At 63.4% G+C, this 16,352-nt stretch carries 16 protein-coding genes and 1 pseudogene; 16 read left to right on the top strand and 1 reads right to left on the bottom strand.

Going from position 1 to position 16,352, the window contains the following annotated elements:
* The first annotated feature begins 86 nt into the window (after positions 1-86).
* The 13 genes and pseudogenes from NKJ88_RS29590 to NKJ88_RS29535 all read left to right on the top strand — a co-directional run bounded on the left by NKJ88_RS29590 (position 87) and on the right by NKJ88_RS29535 (position 12,105).
* Positions 87-1,616: an ABC transporter substrate-binding protein gene (locus NKJ88_RS29590; protein ID WP_023686913.1), complete on the top strand. Its 1,530-nt coding sequence runs from the start codon at positions 87-89 to the stop codon at positions 1,614-1,616.
* A gap of 33 nt (positions 1,617-1,649) precedes the next feature.
* A pseudogene (locus NKJ88_RS33045) lies at positions 1,650-1,762 on the top strand (endonuclease domain-containing protein); the annotation flags it as partial.
* A 42-nt stretch (positions 1,763-1,804) separates the two neighbouring features.
* Positions 1,805-2,812 (top strand): ABC transporter permease, encoded by a 1,008-nt coding sequence (locus NKJ88_RS29585; protein WP_023740549.1) that lies wholly within the window; start codon positions 1,805-1,807, stop codon positions 2,810-2,812.
* Positions 2,805-3,653, top strand: a complete 849-nt coding sequence (locus tag NKJ88_RS29580; RefSeq protein WP_023714925.1) for an ABC transporter permease — start codon at positions 2,805-2,807, stop codon at positions 3,651-3,653. The genes NKJ88_RS29585 and NKJ88_RS29580 overlap by 8 nt, the downstream gene beginning before the upstream one ends.
* On the top strand, positions 3,650-4,528 hold the full coding sequence (locus NKJ88_RS29575; protein ID WP_023740551.1) for an ABC transporter ATP-binding protein: 879 nt from the start codon (positions 3,650-3,652) through the stop codon (positions 4,526-4,528). Before NKJ88_RS29580 ends, NKJ88_RS29575 begins: the two co-directional genes overlap by 4 nt.
* Positions 4,521-5,351, top strand: coding sequence for an ATP-binding cassette domain-containing protein (locus NKJ88_RS29570; protein ID WP_352446551.1), 831 nt, complete (start codon positions 4,521-4,523; stop codon positions 5,349-5,351). Before NKJ88_RS29575 ends, NKJ88_RS29570 begins: the two co-directional genes overlap by 8 nt.
* Positions 5,352-5,428: 77 nt before the next feature.
* Entirely contained in the window at positions 5,429-6,028 is a 600-nt protein-coding gene (locus NKJ88_RS29565) for a VOC family protein (RefSeq protein ID WP_023823586.1), read from the top strand.
* A 141-nt stretch (positions 6,029-6,169) separates the two neighbouring features.
* On the top strand, positions 6,170-8,464 hold the full coding sequence (locus NKJ88_RS29560) for a bifunctional salicylyl-CoA 5-hydroxylase/oxidoreductase (RefSeq protein ID WP_023823585.1): 2,295 nt from the start codon (positions 6,170-6,172) through the stop codon (positions 8,462-8,464).
* Positions 8,461-9,234, top strand: coding sequence for an SDR family NAD(P)-dependent oxidoreductase (locus tag NKJ88_RS29555; RefSeq protein WP_023820897.1), 774 nt, complete (start codon positions 8,461-8,463; stop codon positions 9,232-9,234). Before NKJ88_RS29560 ends, NKJ88_RS29555 begins: the two co-directional genes overlap by 4 nt.
* Positions 9,228-9,698 (top strand): MarR family winged helix-turn-helix transcriptional regulator, encoded by a 471-nt coding sequence (locus NKJ88_RS29550; RefSeq protein ID WP_112395816.1) that lies wholly within the window; start codon positions 9,228-9,230, stop codon positions 9,696-9,698. Before NKJ88_RS29555 ends, NKJ88_RS29550 begins: the two co-directional genes overlap by 7 nt.
* Positions 9,695-10,507, top strand: a complete 813-nt coding sequence (locus NKJ88_RS29545) for an enoyl-CoA hydratase family protein (RefSeq protein ID WP_023726255.1) — start codon at positions 9,695-9,697, stop codon at positions 10,505-10,507. Before NKJ88_RS29550 ends, NKJ88_RS29545 begins: the two co-directional genes overlap by 4 nt.
* Complete coding sequence (locus NKJ88_RS29540) at positions 10,507-11,655, top strand: acyl-CoA dehydrogenase family protein (protein ID WP_023699858.1); 1,149 nt, start codon at positions 10,507-10,509, stop codon at positions 11,653-11,655. The genes NKJ88_RS29545 and NKJ88_RS29540 overlap by 1 nt, the downstream gene beginning before the upstream one ends.
* Positions 11,656-11,709: 54 nt before the next feature.
* Complete coding sequence (locus tag NKJ88_RS29535; RefSeq protein WP_023682729.1) at positions 11,710-12,105, top strand: RidA family protein; 396 nt, start codon at positions 11,710-11,712, stop codon at positions 12,103-12,105.
* A 22-nt stretch (positions 12,106-12,127) separates the two neighbouring features.
* Here NKJ88_RS29535 and NKJ88_RS29530 read toward each other — a convergent pair whose 3' ends face one another.
* Positions 12,128-13,219, bottom strand: coding sequence for an LLM class flavin-dependent oxidoreductase (locus NKJ88_RS29530; RefSeq protein WP_352446560.1), 1,092 nt, complete (start codon positions 13,217-13,219; stop codon positions 12,128-12,130).
* Positions 13,220-13,341: 122 nt separating this feature from the next.
* On the opposite strand from NKJ88_RS29530, the gene NKJ88_RS29525 reads away from it, so the two are divergent.
* From NKJ88_RS29525 to NKJ88_RS29515, 3 genes are all read left to right on the top strand, one after another.
* A complete protein-coding gene (locus NKJ88_RS29525; protein ID WP_023686922.1) occupies positions 13,342-14,103 on the top strand; it encodes an HpcH/HpaI aldolase family protein in 762 nt (253 codons plus the stop codon).
* Between the two features lie 155 nt (positions 14,104-14,258).
* Positions 14,259-15,458 (top strand): pyridoxal phosphate-dependent aminotransferase, encoded by a 1,200-nt coding sequence (locus NKJ88_RS29520; RefSeq protein WP_023745664.1) that lies wholly within the window; start codon positions 14,259-14,261, stop codon positions 15,456-15,458.
* A gap of 76 nt (positions 15,459-15,534) precedes the next feature.
* Positions 15,535-16,332, top strand: a complete 798-nt coding sequence (locus tag NKJ88_RS29515) for an ABC transporter substrate-binding protein (RefSeq protein ID WP_023682726.1) — start codon at positions 15,535-15,537, stop codon at positions 16,330-16,332.
* Positions 16,333-16,352: the final 20 nt, after the last annotated feature.

Below are 16,352 nucleotides of genomic sequence, written 5' to 3'. Positions count from 1 at the left end.
GAGGCAAGGCGCTGCTGCCCACGAAGCCCGGATCGATAAACTGATAGTGCCGCGCAAAGACAACAAAACCAACAAGGGGAACGACCATGACAATCAACAGACGAGAATTGCTGGGATACAGTGCCGCGGCACTTGGGGTGGCGGCGATCGGCCTGCCTGAGATCGCCAAGGCGGCAGCGGGCGAGCTGACCATCGCCTATAACGTCAACCTGCCGTCCTGGGATCCGACCACCGGACCCTCGGCCGTCAACCCGACGATCCAGGGCCTCTACCAGTCAGTGTTCGACCAGTTCATTCCGCAAAAGCCGGACCTGTCCTTTGCGCCTGGCCTGCTCACCGAATGGGGCTGGAACGAGGATCGCACCAAGGTGACGATGACGGTGCGCGAAGGCGTGACCTGGCATGACGGCTCGCCCTTCACGCCCGAGGACGTGGTCTGGTCGCTGCAGCGGGCGGGCGACGAAAAGACCGGCAATCCGATCCAGTTCGTCTGGAAGAACGTCAACAATTTCAAGATCGACGGCAACAAGATCACCGGCGACGTCGTGCAGTTCGATCCGGTCTATTTCAAATGGATGTCGTTCCTGACCGGCTACATCCTGCCGAAGGCCTACTACGAGAAGGTTGGCGCGGAAGGTTTCGAGAAGGCGCCGATCGGCACCGGCCCGTACATGGTGGAAAAATTCGAGCGAAATGCTTTCCTCCGACTGAAGGCCAACCCGCACTATTGGGGCGACAAGCCGGCCTTCGAGAATGTGACGATCAAGTTCGTCACCGACGCGGCGAGCCGCGTTGCCGAGATCGAATCCGGTTCCTCGCAGGTGACGCTGGAGGTCCCCTATGAAGAGTATGACCGGCTGATCGCCAAGGACGGGCTTGCCGGCTCGTGCAAGCCTGTTTCCGACATCGGCATGATCTTCTTCAATGACATTGAAGCGATGCTGGACAAGAACGTCCGCCAGGCCGCTGTCATGGCTGTGGACAAGGAGCTTCTGGTCAAACGGCTGCTGCGCGGCTATGGCCAGCCGATCGCTACGCTGGAGACCCCGGAGTACACGGCCTTCGATGCCTCGATCAAGGTCGAGCACAATCCTGAAAAGGCCAAGGAGCTGCTCGCGGCTTCCGGCTATTCGCCGGAAAAACCGGTCAAGTTCACCATCCAGACGACCAAGGGCTTCAAGCCCAAGGATTATGAGATGATCCAGGCAATCGTCGGCATGTGGCGCAAGGTCGGCATCGAGGCGACGATCGAGGTCTACGAGATCGCCAAGCACTATGAGCTGCGCGCCGCCGACAAGCTGGCGCCGGCCGCCTTCTACAATTGGGGCAATGCCATCGGCGATCCGACAACGTCGACTGGTTTTGCCATGTATGGGCCGAGCCCGCATTCGGTGTGGGACAGCCAGGACCTGATCGACATGATCAATCCGCTCTGGGGCGAGAAGGACGAGGCCAAGCGCATCGCCGGCTGGAAGGCTGTCGACAAGTATATCGCCGAGCAGGCCTATGTGCTGCCGCTGATTCAGTATGCGCAACCTATCGTGCATGCCAAGGGCGTCAACGTGGTGCAGCATGTGTCCGGCGCGCTGCTGCCGGCGCTGATGACCCCTGCCTGATATCGGCTTGTGGGCGCCACCCTTCGCTGAGCGGCCCCCTCATCCGGCCCTTCGGGCCACCTTCTCCCCGCTGGGGAGAAGAGACCAGCTCAGCTGTCCGTGACCTCTTCTCCCCTCGGGGAGAAGGTGGCCGCGAAGCGGACGAATGAGGGGGCTCTTCGTTAGAAACGCACTGGGCCAACACCAGAATGCTCCTGCAACGATTCCTGATCCGTCTGCTGACGATGCTGATCACGCTGTTCGGCGTGGCTGTCGTCGTCTTCGTCGTGATCCGCGTCGCGCCTGGTGACCCGATCGCCATGATGCTGCCCCCCGGTGCGACAGATGCCGACATCGACCGGCTGCGTGCACTCTACGGGCTCGACAAGACCATCGTGCAGCAATTCTTCATCTGGCTGTCCGGCGTCGTCAGGGGCGATTTTGGCACCTCGATTTCGCTCAGGCAAGATGTGCTCAGCCTTGTCTTCAATCGTTTGCCGGCAACGCTGGAACTTGCCATCATCGCGCTCGTCATGGCGGTTGGGCTCGGCGGCACGACGGCGATCCTCGGAGCCCGCGAGCGCGGCACGGCGGTCGAAGCCGGCATCGATATCGCCAGCGGCGCCGCCCTTTCCATTCCCGATTTCCTGTGGGGCCTCGTGCTGATCCTTTTGTTTGGCGTGCTGGTGCCGATCTTCGATATCTCCGGCCGCGTGTCGCCGCAGCTCGATCTGCCCTTCGTCACCCAGTTCTATTTCTTCGAGAGCTTGCTTCGGCTGCGCTTCGACCTGACCTGGGATCTGCTGAAACACATGCTGATGCCGGCAGTAGCCTTGGCATTGCCGCTGGCGGCAATCATCGCGCAGTTGCTGAAACAGTCGCTGAAGGAAGTGCTTGACCTCGACTATGTCGTGCTGGCCCGGGTGAAGGGGTTTTCGGAAACGCAGGTTATCCTGCGCGAGGCGCTGAAGAACGCTGCCTTGCCGACACTGACTCTCGTCGGCGTCCAGTTCACCTTCCTTGTCGGCGGCACGGTCATCGTCGAGCGGCTGTTTTCCTACGAAGGGCTCGGCAACATGGCGATCGATGCCGTCATCAACCGCGACCTGCCGCTGATCCAAGGCATCGTGCTGGTGTTCGCGCTGCTGTTCGTGCTGATCAATCTTGGCGTCGACATGATGTACGCGCTGCTCAATCCGAGGCTGCGCCATGGATGAGGCACGCATCGCCCGGCGCGGACTAGGCCCGAGGCTGTGGCTGGCCGGCGGCTGGCTGCTGCTGGCGCTGCTGGCCGCGATCTTCGCGCCGCTGGTCGCACCGCAGGACCCGCTGGCGCAAGACCTGATGCTGGAACGGCTGCCGCCATTCTGGATGAGTGGTGCGGAATCCGGCTATTGGCTGGGCACCGACAGCCTCGGCCGCGATCTCCTCTCCCGGCTGATCTTCGGCGGCCGTATCGCCTTCATCGTCGCTTTCGCGGCGGCGATCGCCGCCTGCCTTGTCGGCTCGACGCTCGGACTGGTCGCCGGCTATTTCGGCGGCTGGGCCGACCGCATCATTTCACGCATCGTCGACGTCTGGATGGCATTCCCGCCGGTGCTGTTCGCCATCCTGCTGGTCGCGGTGCTCGGCACCGGCCTCAGTTCCGTCATCCTCGCCATCGTCATAATCGACTGGACGCGCTTTTGCCGGGTGATCCGCGCCGAAGCGATGGGCCAGTCGCGCATGGACTATGTCGAGAACGCCCGCATCGCCGGCTATGGCCGCATCGGCATCATGCTGCGCGAGGTGCTGCCCAATGTGGTGCCGTCGATCGTGGCACTGCTGTCGCTGGAGATGGGCATCGCCGTCATCGTGGAGGCCATCCTGTCCTTCGTCAATCTGTCGATCTCGACCGACGATCCGACCTGGGGCGGCATCATCGCCGAGGGCCGGCTGTCGATCCATCAGGCCTGGTGGGTGCTGGTGTTTCCGCTTGTAACGCTGATCCTCACCGTGCTGTCGTTCAGCCAGTTCGGTGAGGCGCTGAAGACACGCTTCGATCCGGTGCTGCGATGAGCGCTTGCCTGGATATTGCCAATCTGAGCGCCGTGCTGCCGAACGGCCAGCGAGTGCTGCGCTCGGTGTCGCTTTCCGTGCAGCGGGGTGAGGTGCGTGCTCTTGTCGGCGAGAGCGGCGCCGGCAAGACGATGATCGGCAAGGCGGTGCTCGGTGTGCTGCCGTCAAGCGTGCGCATCGTCGAAGGCGCCATGCAGCTCGAAGGCCAAGACCTCGGCAGGCTGCAGCCCAAGGCAAGGCGTACGCTGATCGGCGCCCGCACGGCGCTGATCCCGCAGGATCCGTTGACTGCGCTCAACCCGTCGCGCCGCATCGGTCCGCAGATGACTGACCGGCTGGTGCGCATTCTCGGCTGGAGCGGTGACAAGGCGGACAAGCGTATCCGGCAATTGTTGGATGAAGTGCAGATCCGCGATCCCGACCGGGTGCTGAAATGCTATCCGCACGAGCTGTCCGGCGGCATGCGCCAGCGCGTGCTGATCGCCGCCGCCTTCGCCGCCGAGCCACGGCTGATCGTGGCCGACGAGCCGACAACCGCGCTCGACGTTACCGTGCAAAAGCAGATCCTGCGCCTGATCGCCGAGCTGCAGCGCGAGCATGGCACCGCGATCCTGTTCGTCACCCACGATCTCGGCGTCGTTGCAAAGATCAGCCAGAAGGTGTCGGTGCTTTATGCCGGCAAAGTGGTGGAGGAAGCCGAGACGGCTGCTCTCTTCGACGCCCCGCAGCACCCATACACGCGGGCACTGATGGCCGCGACGCCGCGTTACACAGATCCTTTCGCCTCGCTGATGCCGGTGGACGAGACCGTGCTGGCCGGGCTTGCCGCTGAGATCGATGCGGCAGACCAGGCGTGGAGGCGGCCGCATGGTTGAGCCGCTGTTTTCCGTGCGCGGGCTGAAGGTGGCGCTGCCCGACATGACCCGCAAGCCGCTGATCGGCCGCGCGCCGCTGGCCGAGATTTTGAAAGGCCTGGATTTCGATTTGCCGAGAGGTTCGGTGACCGGCATCGTCGGTGAATCCGGGTCCGGAAAATCGACGCTCGGCCGCACGCTTGTCAGACTTCTGGAGCCGAGCGTCGGCAGCATCCATTTCGAGGGCCGCGATATCGCCCATCTGCCGGATGCAGAGCTGCGACCTCTGCGCCGCGACCTGCAGATGATCTTCCAGGACCCGATGTCGTCGCTCAACCCGCGTCGCACCATCGCCGGCATCATTGCCGCGCCGCTCAAGCAGAATGGGCTTGGCGACAGGCTTAAGGAACGCGTCGCCGAGGCATTGCATCGCGTCGGCCTGCCGCAAGGCTTCTCCAGCCGCTATCGTCATGAACTGTCGGGCGGCCAACGCCAGCGCGTCGGCATTGCACGCGCGCTGGCGCTGTCGCCCAAATTCGTGCTCGCCGACGAGATCGTCTCCGGCCTCGACGTATCGACGCAGGCGCAGATCCTCACCCTTTTGGAGAGACTGGCCGCGGAGATGGGGCTGACCGTCGCCTTCATCAGCCACGACCTGTCGGTCATCCGGCGGCTGTGCCAACAAGTGATCGTCGTGCGCGAGGGCAGGATCGTCGAGGCGAGCGCCACCGATGCGCTGTTCGACAATCCCAGGGAGACCTACACGCGCGACCTGCTTGCCGCCATCCCACTGCCTGAGGTCGACGCGGACTGGTTGCGGCCAGCAACGAAAGCGCCGGCATAGGACTGTTCACCCACCACGCCGAACAGCGGGCTTCGGACGTGCATGAGGGCAAAATCAGCCCGCGAACGGAGGGTAATATGAATTACGCAGCCCGCGGCACGATGCTTGCCGCGATCCTGTTCTGCTCGATGGGAACGGCTTCGGCCGATGCGATCCCCGGCATGCGCGGCCACGACCACACCGGCATCACGGTGCCCGACATGAAGCAGGCAGTCGACTTCTTCACCGAAGTCGTCGGCTGCAAGAAGGCGATGTCGTTCGGTCCGTTCGCCGATGACAAGGGCACCTTCATGCAGGATCTTCTGGGCGTCGATCCGAAGGCTGTCATCGAGCAGGTCACCATGGTGCGTTGCGGTTATGGATCGAACATCGAGCTGTTCAAGTACACCGCGCCTGACCAGAAGGATTTGACTCCGAAGAACAGCGATATCGGCGGCTTCCACATTGCCATGTATGTCGATGATGTCGCTGCGGCGAAAGCCTATCTCGACGGCAAGGGCGTGAAGACGCGGATGGGGCCGCTGCCGGTCAAGGAAGGTCCGGCGGCCGGCCAGACCATTCTGTATTTCCAGGCGCCATGGGGGCTGCAGCTGGAGGCGATCAGCTATCCCGACGGGATGGCCTATGAGAAAGGTGCCGAGACTGTGCTGTGGAGCCCGAAGAACCCGGAGAAGTGATTTCCAGAGCGCGCTTGCGGGGCCAACCCGCAGGCGCGCCACCCGTGTTCAGCAATCGTTCCAACATGAAACTTTAAGCTTGAAATATTTCATCTCCGGCGCGATACTTGAGATGCAGCAAGCGAAGAGGAGATCGCACGGATGAAGGTTGCGGTTCTCGGTGGCGGACCAGCCGGCCTCTACTTTGCCATTTCAATGAAGCTGCGGGACGCCGCCCACGAGGTCACGGTGTTCGAGCGCAACCGCGCCGACGATACCTTCGGCTGGGGCGTCGTGCTGTCGGCCGAAACACTCGACAACCTTGCCAAAAACGACCCGGTCAGCGCTGTCTGGATCAAGAAGCATTTCGCCTATTGGGACGACATCGCCGTCATCCATGACGGCGTGCGCACGGTCTCGTCGGGCCACGGTTTCTGTGGCATCGGCCGCAAGCGGCTTCTGATCCTGCTGCAGCGACGCGCGCGCGAACTTGGCGTGAGGCTGATGTTCGAGAGCGATATCGCCGACCCTCAGCCCTATATGGAGACGCATGATCTGGTCGTCGCCGCCGATGGGCTGAACTCAAGGGCGCGCAACACCTTCGTCGAAGTCTTCAAGCCCGACATCGACACCCGCAAATGCAAATTCGTCTGGCTCGGCACCAACCAGAAATTCGACGACGCCTTCACCTTCATCTTCGAGAAGACCGAGCATGGCTGGGTGTGGGCGCACGCCTATCAATTCGACAGCGAGACAGCGACCTTCATTGTCGAGTGCAGCGAACAGACCTGGGCTGCCTTCGGCTTCGGCGCCATGTCGCAGCAGGAATCCATCGCCGTCTGCGAGCGCATCTTTGAGAAAAATCTCGGCGGCCACGCGCTGATGACCAATGCCAATCACATCAGAGGTTCGGCTTGGATCAATTTCCCGCGCGTGCTGTGCGAACGCTGGTCTTACAAGAACCTGGCGCTGATGGGCGACGCGGCGGCCTCGGCACATTTCTCGATCGGCTCCGGCACCAAGCTCGCATTGGAAAGCGCGGTGGCGCTGGCCGAATATGTCAAAACCGAACCGGACCTCGACGCCGCCTTCCGCAAGTATGAGGATGCGCGCCGCACCGAGGTGCTGAAGCTGCAGTCGGCGGCGCGCAATTCGCTGGAGTGGTTCGAGGAGGTCGAGCGCTATCTCGGCCTCGATCCGGTACAGTTCAATTATTCGCTGCTGACCCGCTCGCAGCGCATCAGCCACGAGAATTTGCGGCTGCGCGATGCCAAATGGCTTGAAAGCGCCGAGCAATGGTTCCAGCGCCAGGCCGGAGCCGGCGGCAACAGGCAGCGCCGGGCGCCGATGTTCGCGCCATTCAAGCTGCGCGACATGCAGCTCAACAACCGCATCGTTGTTTCGCCGATGGCGCAATACAAGGCAGTCGATGGCTGCCCGACCGACTGGCATTTCGCCCACTATGCCGAGCGTGCCAAGGGCGGCGCCGGGCTTGTCTATATCGAGATGACCTGCGTCAGCCCGGAAGGACGCATCACGCCCGGTTGTCCCGGCTTCTATGCGTCCGAACATGAGGTGGCGTGGAAGCGGCTGGTCGATTTCGTCCACACCGAGACCGAGGCTAAAATCTGCGCCCAGATCGGGCATTCCGGGGCCAAGGGCTCGACCCGTGTCGGCTGGGAGGGCACCGACGTGCCGCTCTCCTCGGGCAATTGGCCGGTCATGGCGGCCTCGGCGATTGCATGGTCGCCGCAAAACCAGGTGCCGAAAGCCATGGACCGCGCCGATATGGATTTGGTGCGCGACCAGTTCGTGGCCTCCACCGAAATGGCCGATCGTTGCGGCTTCGACATGCTGGAGATCCACGCCGCGCACGGCTATCTCCTGTCGTCCTTCATCACGCCGGTCACCAACCAGCGCACGGATGAGTATGGCGGTTCGCTGGAAAATCGCATGCGCTATCCCCTGGAAATCTTCCATGCGGTGCGCGCCGCCTGGCCGGCGCGAAAGCCGATTTCGGTGCGCATTTCGGCCAATGATTGGGTCGGCATCGAGGGTGTGACGCCGGCCGATGCGGTGGAGATCGCGCGGATGCTGCGCGAAGCCGGCGTCGACATCTGCGACGTCTCGGCAGGCCAGACCTCGATTGCCGCTAAACCTGTCTATGGCCGAATGTTCCAGACACCATTCTCGGACCGCATCCGCAACGAGGTCGGTATGGCGACGATGGCGGTCGGCAACATCTACGAGCCGGATCATGTCAATTCGATCCTGATGGCCGGCCGCGCCGACCTAGTGGCCCTGGCACGGCCGCATCTCGCCGATCCCTACTGGACGCTGCATGCCGCCGTGACGCTCGGTGATCGTGGTGTCAAATGGCCGGATCCCTATCTGCCCGGACGCGACCAGATCTACCGGCTGGCCGAGCGCGATGCGGCGGCGGGGTTGAAAGTATGACGACGGCCTCGACGATCCCCGGCAAGCATGCTTTGGTCACCGGCGGCGGCTCCGGCGTCGGCCGGGTCATCGCACTCGTGCTGGCCGAAGCCGGTATCGAGGTGACCATATGCGGGCGGCGCGACGCCGAGCTTGCCAAGTTGGCCGGCGAGAACGACCGCATCCACGCCATGTCAGCCGATGTCACCGACGAGGCGGCGATGATTTCGCTCTACGCGCAAGCGGAAGCCGTGCGCGGCCCGTTCGACATCGTCGTCGCCAATGCTGGCATGGCCGGCAGCACGCCGGCGCACAGGACCTCGCTTGCCGACTGGCAGCGGACGCTCGACGTCAATCTGACCGGCGCCTTCCTGACGGTGAAGCCGGCGCTGGCCGGCATGGCCGCGCGCAAGGCGGGCCGGATCGTCTTCGTCGCCTCGACCGCAGGGCTGAAAGGCTACGCCTATGTCGCGCCCTACGTGGCGGCCAAGCATGGGGTGGTCGGGCTGATGCGGGCACTGGCGGCCGAGACGGCGAAATCCGGCGTGACCGTCAACGCCGTTTGCCCGGGCTTCGTAGAGACCGACATGCTGGCGGACTCCATTCAGCGCGTCGTCGAAAAGACCGGCCGCTCAGTCGAGCAGGCGCGGGCGAGCCTTGCCTCGACCAACCCGCAAGGCCGTTTCATCCAGCCGCAGGAAGTTGCCGCGACGGTGCTCTGGCTGTGCGGCGATGCGGCTGCGTCGATTACCGGACAAGCGATTTCGATCTCAGGAGGCGAAACATGGTAGCCGGCCCATTGCCCGCGCCGTCGGGACCCGGCAAGGACCGGCTGCGTCTCTGGATCAGGCTGCTGCGCGCCTCGCGCACGATCGAGGCCGAGCTGCGCGAGCGCCTGAAGAAGGAATTCGATACGACACTGCCGCGTTTCGACGTCATGGCCGCCCTCTACCGCGCGCCGGAAGGCATGCTGATGAGCGATCTGTCGCGCTTCCTGCTGGTATCCAACGGCAATGTCACCGGCATTGTCGACCGGCTGGTTTCGGAAGGGGTGGTCGCGCGCGCGCGCCGCAATGGCGATCGCCGCACATCCATGGTGCGACTGACCGACGAGGGTTCCAAATCTTTTGCCGCAATGGCCGCGGCGCATGAGGGTTGGATCGGCGAATTGCTGGGCAAGGTCAGCGAGGAGGATGCGCGCCGGCTGACCGGCATGCTGACCTCGTTCCGCAGCAACTGGGAGGGACGCGAATGAGTTCGATGGCCGGCCTCAAGCCGAAGCACTTCCTGTGGGAGGTCGAAGGCAGGATCGCCAGGGTGCGGTTAGACCGGCCGGAGCGCAAGAATCCACTGACCTTCGACAGCTATGCCGAACTGCGCGACACATTCCGCGACCTCGTCTATGCCGACGACGTCGACGCCGTGGTGTTTCTGTCCAATGGCGGCAATTTCTGCTCGGGCGGCGATGTCCACGACATTATCGGCCCATTGGTCAAGATGGACATGAAGGAGTTGCTTGCCTTCACCCGCATGACCGGCGATTTCGTCAAGGCGATGCTCAATTGCGGCAAGCCGATCATCGCGGCGGTCGACGGTGTCGCGGTCGGCGCCGGCGCCATCATCGCCATGAGCGCCGACATCCGCATCGCCACGCCGGAGGCCAAGACCGCTTTCCTGTTCACCCGCGTCGGGCTTGCCGGTTGCGATATGGGCGCGTGCGCGATCCTGCCGCGCATCATCGGCCAGGGCCGTGCCGCCGAATTGCTCTACACCGGCCGCACGATGACGGCAGCGGAAGGCGAGCGCTGGGGCTTCTACAACAGGCTTGTCGATGCCGCAGTGCTCGAGGCCGACGCGCTCGAGATGGCGGCGCGCATCGTCTCGGGCCCGACCTTCGCGCATGGCATCACCAAGACACAGCTCAACCAGGAGTGGTCGATGGGGCTCGACCAGGCGATCGAAGCAGAAGCGCAGGCGCAGGCGATCTGCATGCAGACGCGTGACTTCGAGCGCGCCTACAAGGCCTTCGTCGCCAAGAAAAAACCGGTGTTCGAGGGCAATTGATGGCTGACAGGAGTTTCCTCAACTGGCCGTTCTTTGAAGATCGCCACCGCGAATTGGCCGAAAGGCTGGAAGCATGGTGCGCCAGGAACCTGCCGGTCGATCACCATGACGTCGATGCCGCCTGCCGCGAGCTGGTGGCCAAGCTTGGCCGCGACGGCTGGTTGAAGCCGACGGCGCTTGATACGGACAATCCGGGACCGCTCGATGTCCGCACTTTGTGCATCATGCGCGAGACGCTAGCGCGCCATGACGGGTTGGCCGACTTTGCCTTCGCCATGCAGGGGCTCGGCACCGGCGCGCTCAGCCTGTTCGGCACGCCTGACCAGCAGCAATGGCTGGCAAAGACCACGGCCGGCAAGGCGATCTCGGCCTTCGCGCTTTCGGAGCCACGCTCCGGGTCGGATGTCGCCAACACCGAAATGACGGCGATCCGCGATGGCGACTTCTATATCCTCAGCGGCGAGAAGACCTGGATTTCCAATGGCGGCATCGCCGATCTCTACGTCGTCTTTGCCCGCACCGGCGAGGCGCCGGGCGCCAAGGGACTTTCCGCCTTTCTCGTACCCGCCGACGCCAAGGGGCTTGGCATCGCCGAGCGCCTTGAGGTGATCGCTCCGCATCCGCTGGCGCGGCTTTCCTTCGATCAGGTGCGGGTGCCGGCTTCGGCGCTGATCGGCAAACCGGGAGACGGCTTCCGCATCGCCATGTCGGTGCTTGACGTGTTCCGCTCGACGGTCGGCGCGGCGGCACTCGGCTTTGCCCGCCGGGCGCTGGACGAAAGCATCAGCAGGGTGGCCGAGCGCAAACTTTTCGGCGCTCCGATGGCAGAGCTGCAGATGGTGCAAGGCCATATCGCCGACATGGCGCTGGACATCGATGCCGCAGCGCTGCTGGTCTACCGCGCTGCCTGGACCAAGGACATGGGCGCGGCTCGTGTCACCCGCGAGGCGGCGATGGCCAAGCTGTTCGCCACCGACAAGGCGCAAGAGGTGATCGACAAGGCTGTGCAGCTGCATGGGGGGGACGGCGTCCGCAAGGGCCATATCGTCGAGAGCCTCTATCGCGAGATCCGCGCGCTACGCATCTACGAGGGCGCATCCGATGTGCAGAAGGTGGTGATCGCACGGCAGGTGATGGGTGCGGCCTGACGGCGATGTATTTGATTTGAGATTGATCTTTAAGAATACCGGGGAGGCTTGAAAATGCACGAGATCCTGCAGCCGGAGGGCTGGGCGAAACCGGTCGGCTACGCCAACGGCATTGCCGCGCGCGGCAGGCTCGTCTTCGTGGGCGGACAGGTCGGCTGGAACGGGCAGTGCCAGTTCGAGACCGACGATTTCGCCGGCCAGGTGCGGCAGACGCTGCAAAACATCGTCGCCGTGCTGGCGGAAGCCGGCGCGGAGCCACGGCACATCACCACGATGACCTGGTATTTCACCGACAAGGCCGAATATCTCGGCAATCTCAAGGGTATAGGCGAGGCCTATCGCGAGGTGATCGGCCGGCATTTCCCAGCGATGGCCGCCATGCAGGTGGTGGCGCTGGTGGAAGATCGCGCCAAGATCGAAATTCAGGCAACCGCCGTCATTCCGGATTAACGAATTCGTTATTCCCGGATTGTCAGCAGCGCAGCCCCGCCCGCTTCAGCAGCGGCAATACGTGGTCGCAGAAATAGGGCAGTTCCTGGGTGTAGTTGACGAACGACAGCGCGATGCCCTGGTAGCCATGCCCGGCTATTGCCGCCATCTCGGCGGCAATCGTTTCCGGCGTTCCAACCAGCGGGTAGGTGCCGGCGCCGCCGGCGAAACGCTGCCGGTAGCGGTCATAGGCATGCGGGTCATGCGACTGCGAGAACTCCTTCTTGCCTGCCATATGAGCATCGACCGCATCGTGGTCGACCAGATCGACGGCATAGCGCGTGTAGTAGGCCTGCGCCTCTTCCATGGTTGGACGGCAGACGACATGCGCCACCGTGTAGACGCCGACGTTGCGGCCAACCTTGTCGGCCCGCTCGCTGATGTCGGCGACATGCTTGCCGGCATCGCTCATTTCCGAAAAGGTCGTGAACAGATAATCGCATCGGGCGGCGGCGAAATCCCGGCCCGGGCCACCGAAAGCAGCGTTCATGGTCACCGGGCGTGGAACCTGCAGGCTCGCCGGCCGGCTCACCGCCTCCTTGAGGCGATAGTATGTGCCTTCATAGTCCAGAGGCTGGTCCGAGGCGTAGAGCTTTTCCAGGATTTCGATCCATTCGGCGGCCTGGTCGTAGCCCTTCTCGACCAAAGGCGTGCCGAACATGCCGAATTCCTTCGGGTTCCAGCCGCAGACGATGTTCAAGCCGGCGCGGCCCTGGCTGATATGGTCGACAGTTGCCAGCGCCTTGGCGGCATAGAGCGGATGCACCAGCGGCACATGCACGGTCATGAACAGGCCGATCTGCTCGGTGGCCACCGCCAGAGCTGCTGCCCAGGTGAAGGTCTCGAACGACCATTCGCGCACCTTGTTGCGGCCGCCAAAGCCACGCCAGCGCGCGATCGGAAGCATAAATTCCAGCCCGGCGCGGTCGGCGATCTGCGCCGCCGTCAGATTGTCCTGCCAGCTTGCCGTCCAGCGTTCCGGCACATCGGTGATGGCCAGACCGCCATCGGCATTGGTCGAAAAGACGCCGAGCTTCAGTTTGTTCGAGCCGTGCAGGGGATGCGTTTTGATCATCATGGGAACTCGTGGCGAGAGACCGACACGCTAGGCCCGCGCAAAAATATTTCAAGCCTGAAATAGCTTCGCCTCGCCGCCGATTGAGGATATCAATTCGGAGGGGAAAAAGGGGGATGGATATGAGCGCGTTCCGTCAGAAGTGCATCGGCAAGACCAATCTCGTCGGCTCCTTCGCCGCTATTCCCCATCCCGTCGCCGTCGAAGTGATGGCGCTCACCGGCCTCGACTTCGTCTGCATCGACTGGGAACATGCCCAGATCGCGCGCGACACGATCGAAACCATGGTGCGCGCGGCCGACGTGCATCGCGTGCCGGCCATGGTGCGTGTTCCCGGTCATGCGCCGGAAGCTATCCAGGCGGCGCTCGACAGCGGCGCACAAGGCGTGCTCGTGCCGCGCGTCTCGACCGCTGCTCAGGCCGAGGCGGCGGTGAAAGCCTCGCGCTATCCGCCGCTGGGCGAGCGCGGCGTCGGGCCTGGCCGCGCGGCCGGCTATGGCTATCGCATTCCCGAATATCTGGCCGCGGCCAATGACAGGGTGGTCGTCGCGGTCCAGGTCGAGACATCGGAGGGGCTGGCCAACATCGAGGCGATCGCGGCCATAGACGGCATCGATGTGGTCTTCGTCGGCCCCGGCGATCTCTCCGTGTCGATCGATGCGATCGGGCCCAAAGGCGTGGACAAGCTCAATGAGGCGATCACAAGGATCATCCGCGCGACCGTCGCGCATGGCAGGACATCGGGTATATTTTGCGCCAGCCCACAGACGATCAGCCAGTGGGCCGCTATCGGCGCGAGCTTCTTCGTGCTGGCCAGCGATACGATGTTTCTTGGCGCCGGCGCTGCGGCCAACTGCACCGCTGCGCGCGCCGAGCTGCGGTAGACGGGCGGGATCGGGCAAAAACTTTTTAAGCTTAAAACTTTTTCCTTGAAAAGCGCAGAACATTGGATAGCATCCAAACTCGATGGCGACTGTCGTGCCGGTGGGGCTTGCCGGGCAGTCCGTCGCGGTGCTCCGGGTGGGAGGGGTTTCAGTCCTTGTCGTTCATACTGCCCCAGTCATCGTCCAGCGCGCGTTATGCTTTCGACGGCGTACGTGCCCAGATCCGTGACCTGCACACCGAAAACATTGCCAACCTTGCCGTGCGCGCCCGAGAACTGGGCGACGTGATCGCGCTCTGGTACGGCGAAGGCGACATGGTGACGCCCGCTTTCATCCGCGACGCGGCGAAGGCCGCCTTCGATGAAGGCCAGACGTTCTACGTCCCTAACATGCGTGGGCACCCCCTACTGAACGAGGCGCTGTCGGAATACCAAACGCGCATTCACGGCCGGACGATCCCGATTGCGCGCACCACGGTCACGCCCGGCGGCATGCAGGCGCTGTACCTGGCGCTGGAACTGCTGGTCGATACCGGCAGCAACGTCGTCTATGTCGCGCCGCAATGGCCCAACATCCACAACGCCATCCATCTGATCGGCGGCGAGCCAAGGCCGTTTTCGCTCGACTTCAAGGGCGACTGGCATCTCGATCTCGACCGGCTGTTCGCCACTTGCGATGCGCGCACACGCGCGATCTTCCTGTCGACGCCGTCCAACCCGACCGGCTGGACCGCGTCGCGCGAGGAGATGCAGGCGCTGCTCGACTTCAGCCGGCGCACCGGCATCTGGATCATCTCCGACGAGGTCTATGGCCGGCTCTATTTCGACGGCAATGTTGCTCCTTCCATCCTGCAGATCGCCGAGGATGGCGACCGGGTGCTGTCGGTCAACAGTTTTTCGAAGGCGTGGGCGATGACCGGCTGGCGCATCGGCTGGCTGACGCATCCGTCGGGGGTGGCCGACCAGCTTGGCGCCATGACGCAGTACATCAACAGCGGCACCGCCGCGCCTATCCAGGCAGGCGCTGTCGCCGCCATCCGCCAAGGCGAGCCGCTGGTCGAGGAGATCAGGCAGCGGATCAAAACCGGCCTCGACCTTGCCTATGACAGGCTGGCCCAGATTCCCGGCATCATCCTGCCGACGAAACCGCGCGGAGGCATGTATGCCTTCTTTGCCATGGACGGCGAAAGCGACGCCCGGCAGGCCTGCGCCAGGATACTGGAGACGGCGCGCGTCGGGCTGGCTCCCGGCCACCTCTTTGGAAATTCGGCAGCGGCCTTCCTGCGGATGTGCGTGTGCCGTGAACGCGACCAGATAGCGACCGCGCTCGAGCGCATGGTCGCCGCCATAAATTGACGCCCCGCTGGGAGGTGGGACGGCAACAAACCGTGCGGGAGCAAACCCGCCCGATCACAACCAGAGGGAACACAAAATGAGCTTCACTCGTCGCAACCTGCTTCTTCTCGCCGCCACGATCGGCATCGCTGCCGGCCCGGCCACCGCCTTTGCCGCCGATGTGCTCAATGTCGGCGCCTACCCGACCAATCCGCCCTTCGAATACAAGAACGAGAGCGGCACGTTCGAGGGCTTTGAAGTCGACATCGTCAACGAAGCGGCCAAGCGTGCCGGCATGACCACCGACATTGCCGACCTCGGCTTCCAGGCGCTGTTCGCGGCTGTCAGTTCCAACCGCATCGATGTCGCGATCTCCTCCATCACCATCACGCCGGAGCGACTGAAAACGCTGTCCTTCACCCAGCCCTATTATGACTCCGACATGGGCATTGCGACGAAGACCGATAGCGCTGTTAACACCGAGGCCGACCTCAAGGGCAAGATCGTCGGCGTGCTTTCAGGCTCGACCGGCGAGACCTGGGTCAAGGCGCATCAGGAGGCTGACGGCTACAGCGACGTGAAGGGCTATGACACGCAGCAGAATCTTCTGCTCGACCTCAGCGCGGGCCGCGTGGACGCCGCCGTCAGCGATATTCCGGGCATGGAATACTCCTTCACCAAGATGAAGGACCTGAAGGTCAAGCAGCGCATCAAGACCGGCGAACAGTACGGCCTGATGATGAGCAAGGACCATCCGCTGCTCGGCAAGCTGAACGACGCGCTGACCGCGATGAAGAAGGACGGAACGCTGGCCGCGATCCACAAGAAGTGGTTCGGCAGCGACGCGCCAGCCGATTCCTCGACGGTCAAGGAAATGCCGCTGCCCAAGGCCTGACCGGCAATGCACTTAAATCG

This window comes from Mesorhizobium sp. M0016, from assembly GCF_040324035.1.
Lineage (GTDB): Bacteria > Pseudomonadota > Alphaproteobacteria > Rhizobiales > Rhizobiaceae > Mesorhizobium.
The sequence above is the reverse complement of the archived record's forward strand: the minus strand, read 5'-3'. Positions and strand labels throughout refer to the sequence as shown.

Bases quoted from the DNA above. Each gene is read 5' to 3' on its own strand.
- NKJ88_RS29540 (WP_023699858.1), top strand. From the start codon at position 10,507: ATGGCTGACAGGAGTTTCCTCAACTGGCCGTTCTTTGAAGATCGCCAC.
- NKJ88_RS29550 (WP_112395816.1), top strand. From the start codon at position 9,228: ATGGTAGCCGGCCCATTGCCCGCGCCGTCGGGACCCGGCAAGGACCGG.
- NKJ88_RS29560 (WP_023823585.1), top strand. From the start codon at position 6,170: ATGAAGGTTGCGGTTCTCGGTGGCGGACCAGCCGGCCTCTACTTTGCC.
- NKJ88_RS29530 (WP_352446560.1), bottom strand. From the start codon at position 13,219: ATGATCAAAACGCATCCCCTGCACGGCTCGAACAAACTGAAGCTCGGC.
- NKJ88_RS29515 (WP_023682726.1), top strand. From the start codon at position 15,535: ATGAGCTTCACTCGTCGCAACCTGCTTCTTCTCGCCGCCACGATCGGC.
- NKJ88_RS29575 (WP_023740551.1), top strand. From the start codon at position 3,650: ATGAGCGCTTGCCTGGATATTGCCAATCTGAGCGCCGTGCTGCCGAAC.
- NKJ88_RS29570 (WP_352446551.1), top strand. From the start codon at position 4,521: ATGGTTGAGCCGCTGTTTTCCGTGCGCGGGCTGAAGGTGGCGCTGCCC.
- NKJ88_RS29590 (WP_023686913.1), top strand. From the start codon at position 87: ATGACAATCAACAGACGAGAATTGCTGGGATACAGTGCCGCGGCACTT.
- NKJ88_RS29525 (WP_023686922.1), top strand. From the start codon at position 13,342: ATGAGCGCGTTCCGTCAGAAGTGCATCGGCAAGACCAATCTCGTCGGC.
- NKJ88_RS29555 (WP_023820897.1), top strand. From the start codon at position 8,461: ATGACGACGGCCTCGACGATCCCCGGCAAGCATGCTTTGGTCACCGGC.
- NKJ88_RS29565 (WP_023823586.1), top strand. From the start codon at position 5,429: ATGAATTACGCAGCCCGCGGCACGATGCTTGCCGCGATCCTGTTCTGC.
- NKJ88_RS29585 (WP_023740549.1), top strand. From the start codon at position 1,805: ATGCTCCTGCAACGATTCCTGATCCGTCTGCTGACGATGCTGATCACG.
- NKJ88_RS29580 (WP_023714925.1), top strand. From the start codon at position 2,805: ATGGATGAGGCACGCATCGCCCGGCGCGGACTAGGCCCGAGGCTGTGG.
- NKJ88_RS29535 (WP_023682729.1), top strand. From the start codon at position 11,710: ATGCACGAGATCCTGCAGCCGGAGGGCTGGGCGAAACCGGTCGGCTAC.
- NKJ88_RS29545 (WP_023726255.1), top strand. From the start codon at position 9,695: ATGAGTTCGATGGCCGGCCTCAAGCCGAAGCACTTCCTGTGGGAGGTC.